Annotated in this window: 12 protein-coding genes; 4 read left to right on the top strand and 8 right to left on the bottom strand. The window is 47.1% G+C overall.

Features of this window, described 5'->3' with window-relative positions; translation table 11 throughout:
- Window positions 1–1125, bottom strand: coding sequence for an efflux RND transporter periplasmic adaptor subunit (locus tag CFF01_RS12905; RefSeq protein ID WP_088905069.1), 1125 nt, complete (start codon window positions 1123–1125; stop codon window positions 1–3).
- A 142-nt stretch (window positions 1126–1267) separates the two neighbouring features.
- On the opposite strand from CFF01_RS12905, the gene CFF01_RS12900 reads away from it, so the two are divergent.
- Window positions 1268–1900: a TetR/AcrR family transcriptional regulator gene (locus tag CFF01_RS12900; protein ID WP_033538494.1), complete on the top strand. Its 633-nt coding sequence runs from the start codon at window positions 1268–1270 to the stop codon at window positions 1898–1900.
- A gap of 152 nt (window positions 1901–2052) precedes the next feature.
- Entirely contained in the window at window positions 2053–2955 is a 903-nt protein-coding gene (locus tag CFF01_RS12895; RefSeq protein ID WP_088905068.1) for a DUF6268 family outer membrane beta-barrel protein, read from the top strand.
- 80 nt (window positions 2956–3035) lie between these two features.
- Here the strand turns inward: CFF01_RS12895 and CFF01_RS12890 are convergent, their stop codons facing one another.
- Both CFF01_RS12890 and CFF01_RS12885 read right to left on the bottom strand, forming a co-directional pair.
- Window positions 3036–3596: a chalcone isomerase family protein gene (locus CFF01_RS12890; RefSeq protein WP_088905067.1), complete on the bottom strand. Its 561-nt coding sequence runs from the start codon at window positions 3594–3596 to the stop codon at window positions 3036–3038.
- 27 nt (window positions 3597–3623) lie between these two features.
- A complete protein-coding gene (locus tag CFF01_RS12885) occupies window positions 3624–4103 on the bottom strand; it encodes a DUF2947 domain-containing protein (RefSeq protein WP_033538491.1) in 480 nt (159 codons plus the stop codon).
- 678 nt (window positions 4104–4781) lie between these two features.
- On the opposite strand from CFF01_RS12885, the gene CFF01_RS12875 reads away from it, so the two are divergent.
- Window positions 4782–6098, top strand: coding sequence for a tyrosine-type recombinase/integrase (locus tag CFF01_RS12875; RefSeq protein WP_088905065.1), 1317 nt, complete (start codon window positions 4782–4784; stop codon window positions 6096–6098).
- 31 nt (window positions 6099–6129) lie between these two features.
- On the top strand, window positions 6130–7005 hold the full coding sequence (locus tag CFF01_RS19325; RefSeq protein WP_232479439.1) for an HNH endonuclease: 876 nt from the start codon (window positions 6130–6132) through the stop codon (window positions 7003–7005).
- 230 nt (window positions 7006–7235) lie between these two features.
- On the opposite strand, the gene CFF01_RS12865 is transcribed toward CFF01_RS19325, so the two are convergent.
- From CFF01_RS12865 to CFF01_RS12840, 5 genes are all read right to left on the bottom strand, one after another.
- Window positions 7236–8315, bottom strand: a complete 1080-nt coding sequence (locus CFF01_RS12865) for an HNH endonuclease family protein (protein WP_088905064.1) — start codon at window positions 8313–8315, stop codon at window positions 7236–7238.
- Window positions 8316–9329 (bottom strand): adenine-specific methyltransferase EcoRI family protein, encoded by a 1014-nt coding sequence (locus CFF01_RS12860; protein ID WP_088905063.1) that lies wholly within the window; start codon window positions 9327–9329, stop codon window positions 8316–8318.
- A gap of 676 nt (window positions 9330–10005) precedes the next feature.
- Window positions 10006–11835 (bottom strand): replication endonuclease, encoded by a 1830-nt coding sequence (locus CFF01_RS12855; protein ID WP_088905062.1) that lies wholly within the window; start codon window positions 11833–11835, stop codon window positions 10006–10008.
- Window positions 11828–12229 (bottom strand): hypothetical protein, encoded by a 402-nt coding sequence (locus CFF01_RS12850; RefSeq protein ID WP_088905061.1) that lies wholly within the window; start codon window positions 12227–12229, stop codon window positions 11828–11830. The genes CFF01_RS12855 and CFF01_RS12850 overlap by 8 nt, the downstream gene beginning before the upstream one ends.
- Window positions 12230–12553: 324 nt before the next feature.
- Window positions 12554–12742 carry a helix-turn-helix domain-containing protein gene (locus CFF01_RS12840; protein ID WP_039034371.1) on the bottom strand — a complete coding sequence of 63 codons (189 nt, stop codon included), beginning with the start codon at window positions 12740–12742 and terminating at the stop codon, window positions 12554–12556.
- Window positions 12743–12791: the final 49 nt, after the last annotated feature.

Genomic DNA, 12791 nt, shown 5'->3' with positions numbered 1-12791 from the left:
TTACCTCGTCGCGACTTGCGTGTTGAGGGTGACCAGCTCGCCGACCACTACCTTGTGTAAGCCTTGGGTGACAAAGTGCTCCTGCGCATTGAGGGCGCCTGTGATATAAGCTTGGTCACCATGGGCGTAGAGGATCTCTATATCGCGCCGCTCGATAAGGTATTGATTTGGGCCTTGCTCGACCAGCACATAGAGGTTCCATAGGCCGCGCAGTCCGTCGGTGAGTGACGAGATGGGTACCCAAAAGCCTTGGGCGGTAACGGTTTTGTTGTGGTGCAGATAGGCTAGCTCACCATTGATCACCTTGGCATCGGGGGGCAGGGTGAGGCGCACAGGCACAGTGCGGGTTATAGGGTTAACCTCGGCGCCGATACCGGCAACGGTGGCGAGATATGGGCTGTCATTGACCGTAAGCTGCAGCTCCTGCCGATCTTGCAGGCTTTGTGCAAGACTCACAGGCACGCCGACAATCGCTTGAGGATTGTTATGCTGGATCAGGGTAAACAGCGGCGCGCCTAAAGCAACCACTTCGCCTAAATTGTTGTTGCGTTTAGCGATAACGCCTTCGAAGGGCGCCACCAATGTCGATTTTTCGATGCGCAGCGCGTTGGCTTCGATAGCCGCTCTTAGCCGCTGCTCGGCGGCTTGCAGGCTGCTTAGCTGTCCTTTGAGCTCATCAATTTGTTGATCCGAGGCGTAGCCTTGTTGCTTCAGGGCTTGAGTCCGCTTAAGTGTACTCTGTGCCAGTTCTCTATCGGCCTTGTTTTGGGCCAGGTTCGCCATTAACTCACGCTTTTCGGCCTCTAGTAGTGAGGTGTCGAGTTTGGCCAGCAGCTCTCCCTGCTTAACATGGTTACCACTGTCGACCGCCAGTTGTTTGATCTTGCCCGCCAGCTCGAAGCCGATGGCGGTCGTGTTGCCCGCGCGTATGCTGCCGGTAAAGACCTGAGTGGTGTCGTATCCATCGGAGGGGATCAGGCGCTGGCTGGAGACTTTGGGAAAATGTTCGCTGCTGGCACTGGGGTCACTGTCAGGCGTCGGCGCCTGCTGACATCCTGTGATGATGGCGGTGAGGCTGCTCCATAGCAAGATGCCCGTGAGGGATTTAGCAGAAAACAAAGTCATACTGATACGCTTCCGTGGTTAACAGTTGGTGAATAAAACGTTAAACTAGACTTGTTAGTCTAATTTGATAAAACTGGACTGTCTAGTCTAGTTTGTGTATAAATTATCTTGTAATAAAAAAGAAACCTTATACGGAGTTTCAATGGCACAAGCCCCCCTTAGCCGCAGCGAACAGAAGAAGGCGCAGATCTTAAACGCCGCGATAGATCTCTTCTGTGGGCAAGGTTTTCCCAATACCAGCATGGATGAGGTCGCAAAACTGGCGGGCGTCTCTAAGCAGACCGTCTATTCACATTTTGGTAGCAAGGATGATCTGTTCGTCGCATCAATCGAATCTAAGTGTGTTGTACATCAGGTAACGGCAGAGTTGTTTACCAGCCCAGAACAGCCCGAGCAGGCGCTGTTGAATTTCGGCAACTACTTTGGCGAGATGATTGTTTCACCCGAGGCGATTGAAGTATTTAAGACCTGCGTGGCCCAGGCCGACACCCACCCGGAAATTTCTGAGCTCTTTTTTAATGCCGGTCCCGAATTTTTATTGAAACTGCTCGAAGCGTATTTCGAACAGGTTGAGAAGCTAGGTCAATATCATTTTGGCGATCTGCGCAGTGCTGCGGTAAGGCTGTGTATGATGTTGTTTGGCGAGATGCGTCTTAAGCTTGAGTTAGGCTTACCTGTGGATGATTTAATCGCGAATCGGTCCAGCTATATTCAAGAGACAGTGACTATGTTCTTGCGTGCCTATCGCTGCCAACCTTTTGCTGACAAACGATAGTTGCCAAGTTTGATGCTCAGTTATAAATGGCAGACTAAGTGATCTTTTAAACGCTTTGTTCGTACTAAGCTATAGAGAGTAAATTGGCGCAACGATATCAAATAGATGTTAGCCAAAATTTAATCCCATCTAAGTATCCCCAGGGAGAGGGTATGAAGCATAGTATTAGCTCTATCATTAAGATTAAAACCTTGTTAGTGACTGTTGCCCTAATGGCGAGTGCATCTGCCGAGGCGGCAGAGCGTCGCTATTCTCCGCTGACACTGTCGGTATCGGGGATTGGGGTCGGTGCGGCCGATGTGGGTGATAGCGGACTGGATTTGCAGCGTGATACCTGGCTGTTCAGCGCGCAGACAAGTTATCCCTTAAGCCGTAAGTTGTCTATCAGTGCCAGCCTGAATTACGACAGGTTAGACTTTGACTGGGGCGGACGGGGCGCGACCCTACTCGATGGGGTCCAGCCTTGGTCAAGTGTGGACAGATATGGCGTCGGAATAGGGCTTAGCTACCGTCCTACCGATCGTTGGCTGTTACTCTTTGCCCCTAAGCTTCAATATGCCTACGCCGATGGTGCGTCCGGCTCTAATGCCCAGAGCTATGGTCTGGTCGCTTCGGGTATGTACCGCTTTGACGGCGGTAGCATGTTGGGGTTAGGGGTTGCCTACCTAAACGATATCTCAGAGGTGAGAACCATTCCTTACCTGGCGGTGAATTGGCAGATAACCGACAAACTGAAATTGGCTAACCCTTTCTCTGCTGGCTTTAGCGGCCCAGCGGGGCTGGAGTTGAGTTATCAGTGGTATGAGTCTATCGATATCGGTATTGGCAGTTCGAAGCGCACTCAGCGCTTTTTGGTAGAAGATGACGATGTCACTATAGAGATTGACGAGTGGGTTGGTTTTGTCAGGGCCGGTTGGCAAGCCAGTAAGCCGCTGAGTTTTAATGCCTACTTAGGTTATTACTTTAACAGCGAGATAGAGCTCTCGGCGCCCCAGACCCAAGAGTCGCTTGATAACCAAGTTGCACTGGCTTTTTCTGCCCAGTACCGATTCTAGTATGCTGATATTTAATATAAAAATGGCCTGAACATTCGTTGCAGGCCATTTTTGTATCTCAAACTTTTTTACTTAACTTTTTACTTACCTAGCATAGCTTTCTTTAGGCTTTTTTGGGCCGGCTTGTCGCCCAGCCAGATCTTCAGCAGTGCTTGGCGAAAGGCTTCGCCTTCAACCGTGGCTTGTTTTGCGCCATTCTTGTAGGCGGTGACGCCAAGATCTTTGTTTGCTTCCAGAGTAAATTGATCGCCTTTTACGATAGGCGCCGAAAAGAGGGCCATAAAGGCATCGATCTCAGCTTGAATGCCTTGGGGGCTACCATTTGTAGCATCATCGAATCCCTCGATAATGGCATCTTGCATCTTCTCTGAAGTGATCATGCCTGAGATGATGTTTAAGCGAATGGCCACCCTAGGAGCTTCTAGGACACTTTGTAGTGAGGTGCTAGGGCTCGGGGTGTAGAGGCTACCGACATAGAGATCCATAAAAAACTTGCTACGAACCCCTGCGCCATTTAGTTGCAGACTCTGGTCGCTCAGGGTGAGCTGCTCGTCAAGTGAGACATCGGCGACCGTCTTGGCGGCCAGCGGCATGCTAAAGCAAAGTGAAACGAATAGCAGACTGCGGATGAGTGACTTCATAAAACCTCAAGTTATTGTAAAAGATGATTAGCCGCGTTGGCCGACTTGATATTGACCACTTTGATGAAAGAAAGCCGCTTGTTTTTTCTTCGGGGAGATCAGCAGTGGGCCGTCATCGAAGAAGAGAAAACATTTCCAGTTGCGTACGAACACGTCCCAGCGAGTTTCTATTATCTGATATTTGTCGTAGCAGAAATACACCTGAGTATCATCACTCCAATCGAAATGGCCTTGAAACAGTTCAGGTAATGCCGGAGATTCGCTGTCCCAGGCGCTTTGCCAGTGGTCGGTTTCCAGCCAGGCATCGCCTTTTGCGGGCCACTCGCCTTTGGTAAATTGATCGCTTCGGCTGCTCTTATTGCTCACCCACTGATTCCAGACCGTCATCGATGATTTTTGATCAAGTGGCTTGATATGCGCCTTATCTTCATCAGTGACAGGCAGATCTTTATGGTTAAAGATCCATTTACGTTTGTATTGTTCGAGTGGGATATAGGTGTGCGCCACAGGACCTCGCTATCGGCAATAAAATTGGTTAACGGGCGCTATTATACGGTTTGCCGGGGACAAGGGAAACGGCGCCTAGGATAAATTTACCCGAGGCGCCTAAATATTCTTTAGGGCTTTATTTGTTTGAGATAATTGAGCGCTGCTTGATTATTCTCATCCAACATGAGCCTATTTCTAATGGGCAAATCAAGATTGAAACCGATTGTGATTCTCGCTCAAAGGCTAGGCAAGAGATCCAATTGATATACAGATACTCGTTGGGGAACGATACATTCGATTAAGACGACAACCGAGGTAAGTACTATTAACGCTAATGGTTTGATTTTGGCCGGTAACGAGAGCTGCGTCTAAATGCTCAAAAGATGCGTGTTGAAGTGCAGAGGCAATAATTGGCCAACGCTGGCTGATGATGTTGAGATTGGCATTAAAAAGCTCAGTCATTGACACTGTCCCTTGAAGTCATGCTTCATATTATAGGTAAGTTCACTAACTGGTCTCCCCACAGGAGAGCTTTAGCGACTTTAACGAAAATTGATGATTTTTAATCATTCTTTATTATTCAACACTTTATGGTGTATTTTGGCATTTTTGACATTAACCGAAATTACTGTAAATTGGTTAAAATTACTCCCTATGGCGGCACAGGGGCGGCACCGGATTTACAGGTAAGTCATTATGAACACTGAAATACCTTTCACAAAACGTAGTTTTGAACAGCTAAAATTACCCCAAAAACGCTATAGAATCCATGATATTGCCCATAGAGACTCAATTAAAGGCTTATTTTTAGACGTTTTGCCGTCTGGAAAAACCATTTTTCGCTTTCGACGCAAGCGCTTAGGTCGAGACGTCACAATTACTATAGGGCACTTCCCAACAATTACAATAGAAAACGCCCGTAAACTCGCCGCAAAACACGCATCTGAATTGGCCGAAGGTCAGAACCCCAATGAGGTAAAACGCCAGCAGAAACTTGATGCTGAGCTTGAACGCGCGCTTTCAATGTCGGTACAGCAATTGTTTGACGTTTTTGAAGTGGAATTTGAGTTAAAGATTAAATCGGGTGAGCGGCGTCAAAAATCCTTACAAGATATTCGCGCCACATGGCGAACCCATCTGCAAGCACGAATCGGCCATTTGCCTATCGATAAGATCACTGAGCAGGAAGCCAGTAATCTGTTAAAACTGATTCTAACTAAACGCTCGGTATCAGTACGCAATAAGTGCTTAACCTTGCTTAAGTCGATGTTCGCCGAACAGCAAACTAATCCCTTTAGCAAAATCAAAAAACTGGCCGATACCAAACGTGAGCGCATTCTGAGTCAGTTGGAAGTTAAAAATCTGCTTGAGGCGCTCAATAGTGAAGAAGCCATTTACCGAGATGTGGTCATGACGCTACTGCTTACTGGTCAACGTAAAAGCTGCGTGTTCAGTATGGAGTGGAAGGAGATCGACCATCAGCGCGGTATCTGGCTTATCCCAACCACTAAGATGAAAGTGAAAAAGCCCCATGCAGTGCCATTAACCAAAGAGGTGATGGAAATACTTGAGCGCCGAAGTAGCGAGATGAAACGGGGTGAGAAATATGTCTTCCCCGCAAACAAAAGTCTGTCAGGTCACATTACTGAAAAGTCGGGTAAGGGCAGCTTTTGGTGGCGTATTACTGAAAGAGCAGGGCTGAGAAGTGAAAAGAAGGGCGAGAGCGTCACCATTCATGACTTGCGCCGAACCATCGCCAGTTGGAGCGTTATGCGTGGTGGTAACATTCAAACCACCAGTAAGCTTTTAGGACACAGTGATATCAGTATCACCGCCAGCACCTATGCCCACTTGGACATAGAGCAGGTGAGACACGAGCTGGGAATCACTACTGCGCAGCTATTGGGCACTGCGGAGCAAGAGTCGAAGGTTGAAAGGATCGCAAGAGAAATTAATACACTTTCTCAGAACGAACGACTAGAACTGCTAGGGATTATCAATAAATGTGTTTGAGTGACCAGCATTTACAATTAAGGACTAAAATATGAGCAGGAAAGGTGCATCAAAATACATCCATTTAAATGCTTTACATGAAAAAGGTGAGTGGAGGACTCGCTCTCGGTTTGAAAGTATCCATTACGCTAAAAATGACCCAAGCAGGGGGGTCGTTGCATTATTTAATAACGGTAACGATTACATTAGAGAGCAAGGGTACTCGAAGCCTCTATTTGCCATAGTTTGGGATGAAAATTCGAAAAATGATGCATTTGTTTTTCGTTATATATATTCATTAAATGAAATTGAAGAAAAAAGAATTAGCAAAGAACTAGCTGAGCACTACGAAAAGATTGGGCCTGATAAGAAATTTCTTTATCAGCTATTTGATTTAGATACTTCTGCACTGAATAAAACCTACGACAAGGAAATCACAAATGATGGTATGGGGAACTTCTATCATGATTTGAACGCTCTTATGTCGTTAGAAGAGTCTGAGCGCGAACGGTTGATTCAGGCGCGAATCGGGCAAGGGAAATTCAGGCAAGATGTTATTAAAGTCTGGGGTGGTGAGATTTGTGCTGTGACGTTGACTCCTATAAAAGAGATGTTAGTGGCATCGCATATTAAAGCGTGGCGAAGCTGTGAAACCACAAACGAACGATTAGACGGTGCAAATGGAGTTCTTCTGTGTGCGCATATTGACCGTCTATTTGACCAACATCTGATTACTTTTAAAAGAGTAGGGAATGAATACCGTCTTAAACTTAGCGATAAACTTGATAGAGCACTACTGAAACAGCTTGGAATTGTGGAGGGGGACGCGTTAGCTACTGGAAAGCTGAAAACGGATGATATATCCAGATTTGAAAGGTATTTAGAGCATCATCAAAATATTTTCGATCAACTAAACATTGAGGGTTGAAATGAGGGTCGTATTTGATGCTGGCCATTTTTGCTGGAAAGTAAATAGAGCGGTAAAGTAGCGAAATTGGTCAGGAGGATGTTGAAATGATAAGCGGATACTCTCGCCGGATGAGCGGCGAGAGTTGAGGAAAGAAATCAACGTCCGCATTTGTGGGTGGCATTCCGCGCAGCTGAAAACCGGACAGGCAATATGCACTTACGACAGTCGCCTGAACACAGTTGGACATCTTATTTGTCAGATTTCCTTCGGTTACAATCACGGCAAAGCATCTGTCCGTTATTCAAATCTGTTTTCCCACCTTGCGACCAAGGAGTAATGTGATCGGCCTCCATTTGATCAAATTCAAAATGTTCTGAACAGGCAGGGCAAATACCTTTTTGACGCTCATATAGGGTTCTTTTTTGGCTGTCAGTAAAGGACCTTATGCTCAGGTATTTCTCATTACGGGTAAGCAAATACTCATATACCCCCTTCTTTTTAGTAACCTCATCGTCACTCATGAGAGTTACAATTTCGGCCTCTAGCGTATTGGGATCTAGGCTATCTTCCTTGTGAGTATTGTATAACAAACCCCAAGATATCCCCTTCATTTCCTTACGATAATTTGGAAATATTGCCTTCACCCAGTTAATTACTGTTTGAAAATACAGCCATATTTGATTTGCGTTTTTATCATGCTGATGCTCAGCCATATAGTTTTCTATATCGCCATTATTTATCCATGAAATTGTTGTCTCAAGATAGTCTTGTCGAATAGGGGAACCGGTCATGTACTTATCAGCAATCTGAGATGCGGCACATTGTGTTTTCGAAAAATAGCGTTTAACGTCAGATGTCCATGAGCCAGCATAAACTGCATTTCTCAATTCTTGGTCAGTTAGCTTTTCGCCCGCTATATTGATTGTTCGAAACCAATCAAGCTTCTCGCTATCTGTGCCGCTGCACTGATAAACTGTTAGCTCGTAGTCAAGTATTGAATCTTTTTCGTCTTTCTGAAGATTGTGAAAGTAACGATCTTTATATGAGAACACACCATCCACATATTGGCAGATTGAAATGGTTCTTTGCTGGCCATCAATAATTTCGAAACCACTATCAGTTACCGCCCAATACATAGTATTGAGTGGAAAACCTCTAGTTATGGTATCAATTACAGCCTCACGCTGCTTGTCATTGTAGACAAACTCTCTTTGATATGGTGGTCGGATATTTAACAAACCGTTGAAACCAACAACTCCAGCCTCATCATTATCTTGATAGCTAGAAATGAGCTCTCTAATCGTTATTTTATTTAACGCAATATCCATTTATACCTCTTGGTTCATGGGGTTCAAATTTCTGATAAAGAGCCGTTTATAGACTTTTTTTCCATTAATCATCGCTTGAGCAACTCCACTTTCAGGATTCCAAAGACCATTTGAGAAGCCTTTACCTTCACTTTCGGTTGCGCCAACTATCTCGAACTGTTCAGGATTGTACTTGGTAAGGAAGGTTATAGGGACGCCCATAAAGCCAGCATAATCCATAGGTATATTTTGCGTTCTTGATACTTCAATAGCATTGTAATTATCATACTTTGGATAATCTTCCTCATTTCCAGAGTAACGCTGAACTAATATCATCTCTTCGTGACGCTTATTGTGATCTAAGCTGGTATACCAAACCACGCCTGATACTCGAATCATCCCTTCTTTGTGGTCGGCATCCGACGCTGTATCTTCATAATGGGGGGCTATGAAGTGAGCCATGTTTCGCTTGAATCCATATCCTAGCCACATTCGATTACTTTTAATAACGGGGAAGACTTCTTTGTAAGTGATTGCGTTTTGGTGACCGATGATAATAAATTTTTTGTCTAAACTTGCTAATTGAGCCACGTATTCGCTGAATAGAGAGAAAGGTGGGTTTGTAACTACAACATCCGCTTCCTTTAGAATTTCGATACACTCTTGACTTCGAAAATCACCATCACCTTTGAGAATGGTCACACCGATGTCATCCGGCGTCGGTAGGCTATTTTTAGCACCGCCTAAATACTCTAGCTTAGTTGCTTGTTCAGAGTCGTTCTGGCTGAATAAGTCGACTTTCTGGCTTTTATAGCAGGTTGTAACTAGCTTCTTAAGACCCAGAAACTCAAAGTTCTTCGTGAAATACTCAAAGAATGCACTGACATAAGGATCGTCGCAGTTGCAATAGACAACCTTGTCTTTAAAGTGATTTCGGTAGTGGCGCAACTCACGCTCTACATCAACTAATTGAGTGTAGAACTCATCTTTTTTATTACGTTTTGCTGACTGCAAACCGCTATTTTCATTTGCCATTTAAATTAAATACCTTGTTTCAATCTTCTGTCTTTCTGAATTGTTTCATACAACAAATACACTTGGAACTATTAATGGATCTCTAACATTTTGTCAGTGATATTTCGCAAGGTCGCTTACCTTAAAAGCTTGTTCTTTCTTCTGAGGAAGGGGGTGATTTATGTATCGGCGAACAAAAAAGTACCAACAGCAGGTAGCTTATTTAGCTGCTGCGAAGGCTTTTTGTCCTTTGGGCTTGCTTCCGATTATTCTGCACATCCTGTGCTTCTCCCTTCGGGATAGCTAAAGCCGCTCAAAAATGTTCCCGACATTTTTGTCGCGTGGCGAGCCAGAGGCCATTCGGCTCCAGCTAAGCGACAAAAATTGTTCTATCGCTTATCTTTCAGACACGCTTCCGCACTGGATTTCGGATTCCAGCGTTCCTGCTGTCCCCTAAGGGTATGATTGTATGGAACAAGTGTTTCAGTTAGCTTGAACGTACCACAGTACCTTTCAATCGTCTGTAGGACATTTGCTCTTTCGTACAAAAAGTTAAGTTTGCTCAACTAACGGCTTTGCGGGTTTCTTGTTCGACTACTAGGGTGCCTAGTAATTGACGTGTGATGTTACCGTCTTTCATCCGGCTTTTAAATGACTTGTGTCACTGCGCGTTTGCGGTTCTGCATGGTCTGTACACTTATTGACAGTACTCCAAGGAAAAGCGGTCTGTGCTGTCTGCTTGCGAAAGCGTCCATTGGTGGATTCGGGTGATGATTTCCACCCCAAAGCTGACAATGCCTCTGAGGCGGGTTAGGGCTTCATCGCCGTAGCGGTTAGTTTTGATTGCGGGAATTTCCGGCAATTTCCGGTTTGTTTCTGGCATCGGTTCCGATATCAACTCCGAGAATGGCTGGCACTCGTCCGGGCCAGTTTCAGGAATCCCGGCTTCTATTCCCGCAAGTGTTTCCGAATTTTCGGGAATGGTTCCGGGCCCTGTTTCAGGCGCTATTTCCGGGTTAATCCGGGAATGTTCAGGATTTCCGGGGCTGGTTTCCGGAACTGACTCTGGATTTTGCTTGGCTTCCCGTACCTGTTCATATAAGGGGCGGATCACTTGCTCCCGGCGTTTGCAAAAGACGCCGCCCATTTGCTCGGTGTAGCCTTGCCAGTCGCCTTGGTCGGCACACTGGCGGATAGACTCTATCCAATCCAGCTCCACGGCTTTAATGGCTTCCATGCGCCTTAGTTCCCGCCATACGGTGACACTGGCCCCGCCCAATTGTTGAAACTGGCGAATGCCCCACAGCGAGGCCCAAGCGCGAACCCGAATAGCTGAGTCTTTGGCATCCTTGCCATACAGATCTTGGTCTATGCCTTCACCATCGATGTTCTTGGAGATGTACTTGGCGATATAGCCAGTTGCAGAGCCTTTGCTTGGGTCTATTTCTTCCACCTTAAGGCGGTGTTTGGCTGCGCCCGGTTCATTGCCGTCTTCTTCAAAGGCGTAGCGGCGAAACACTTTTAACAGGGCTTTGGCCTGCTCGGGTTCAACAAACAGTAACAGGTGCCAATGGGGCGTGCCGTCATGGTGAGGCTCGGCCACTCGAAAGCCGAAAATGCCAATGTCCTGATTGCCAAGGGCGGCGCGAATTCGCTCAAAGGTGCGGCGAAGGTATTGTTGGCCATCGAGCGGGGTTGCGCCGTTCCAGTTGGGATTTTTGCTGCCGGATTTTGACAGGCTGCGGTGATACTTTGACGGGCAGGTGAGGGTGATAAACAGCGCCTGATGGCCCATGGCTTTACTGCACTCTTCAAAGCCTCGGGTTCTGACCATAAGTTCCTGCCTGCGAATGCTGGGATTGGACACATTCAGGCTTGAGAGTTCGGCAAGACTGGCACTGAAGCCCAGCTCGTTTGTGGCTATGGTACCTTCCAAAAAGCTTTGGTTTTCCTGCCAGCGGTGGCGGATTTTTCCAAGGCCTAGGTTGCTGATGTAAATCCCTTTTGCCCGGTTTACCTGGTTGTAGCGCCGAGACAGGGTTTCACTTTCCCTGATGTGTATGGTTTTAAGCTTTCTGCGCCACCACTGCTCATCCTTGGCGCGATTGATTGCGCCCTTTACCTTAATGGCGTCATTCCCGGCGATATGGCCCAAAGCGATGGCTTTTAAAACCCGTTTTGCAAGCTGCGGCGGTGTTATGCCTTGGCTTTGGATGTAGCCAGTAATCAGAGCATAGAGCGCGACCAGATTCAGGCGGGGGTTGTTGGCAAGTAGCCTTAGTACATGGCGGGAGTGGATCTTGGCTGCCTGTGTGCAATCTCTGTCTTGAATGTTGATGTGATAGAAACGCTCGAACTTTCCCATAACGGCGGCAATGGCTTTACGCTCGGCCAGCACATGCAGGTTTGCTTCCCGGCGAGAGTCTTTGGCGGCATAGTCGGCCATGATCTCTTGCCGGAATACCTCGGGCACACCATAAAGCTGTTTGTTCAGCCATTCGTTATCGTGTGGATGGACTTCAGGCATAGTCGGCCCCCGTTAACAGGTCGCTTTTAGGTAAAGCTGTTTCCGCAATCAGGGCGGCAAGCTGTTGCCCCTTGGGGCTTAAACCGACCCGGCACCAGCGCATTCCGGCAAAGAAGCAATCTTGCTCCTGTGTCAGCCCTTCCCGTTTGAGCGCAAACAGGCTGCGCTTATTGAAGTGGCCGGGATAATCCGCCATTTCGGCGACCTTACCCAAATCCGCGCAAAGTTCGGTGCAGACGTCCACCGAACGGCCTTTTGTCAGCCACGCCAGCAAAGTTGCCTGTTCGGTGCTGAGTTGGGTATCTGCTTTGGTTAGGTTCGGTGATGCCGTTTCCAAATTCGGTACGGGCTTTCGGTTGCCGTTATGGTGCTTGTTCCGCTTCGCTTTGCTCATGGCTGCACCTCCCCAAGCTGGGGGGCCGAACTATGGCAAGTAGAGTAGGGCCAATTCGGGATGGATGTTTTGGCCCCCGTTAGGTAACGGGCACCGAATTTGGTGATTGAACCGTACCCGTTAACGGTGCTTGTACCCGTTTGGGTTTTGCACTCCGTACCCGTTAACGGGTACATGGGGCTAATTGCGGCTGATGGGTACTCGTTAGCCGGGGCCGTTAATGGAGCCTTGGACTCGTAATGTGACGTTAAGTCGTCGCCAAATTTCGACAGGCCAAAAAGCATCTGTATCAGTTGCAACAGGATGCAGAAGGCAATAAAGCCGTTAAAGAGTATGTTCATAGACCCTCCCGTTAACGAAAGTGTCTATGTCGATTTGGCGGTACATCACCCGCCGCCCAACTTTGACGAACTTGAGAGGATAGCGCCCGGTGCAGCGCCAAACGGATAGGGTGCCTTCAGTCACGCCAAGCGTCTTGGCAACTTCGGCAGGGGTTAACAGTGGATTTGTCATGGTTGCTCCTGATCAATTTGAATGAGTCAGGAGCAAGGTTAGGGAAGGG

It is taken from the genome of Shewanella marisflavi (assembly GCF_002215585.1).
Taxonomy (GTDB): domain Bacteria; phylum Pseudomonadota; class Gammaproteobacteria; order Enterobacterales; family Shewanellaceae; genus Shewanella; species Shewanella marisflavi.
The sequence above is the reverse complement of the archived record's forward strand: the minus strand, read 5'-3'. Positions and strand labels throughout refer to the sequence as shown.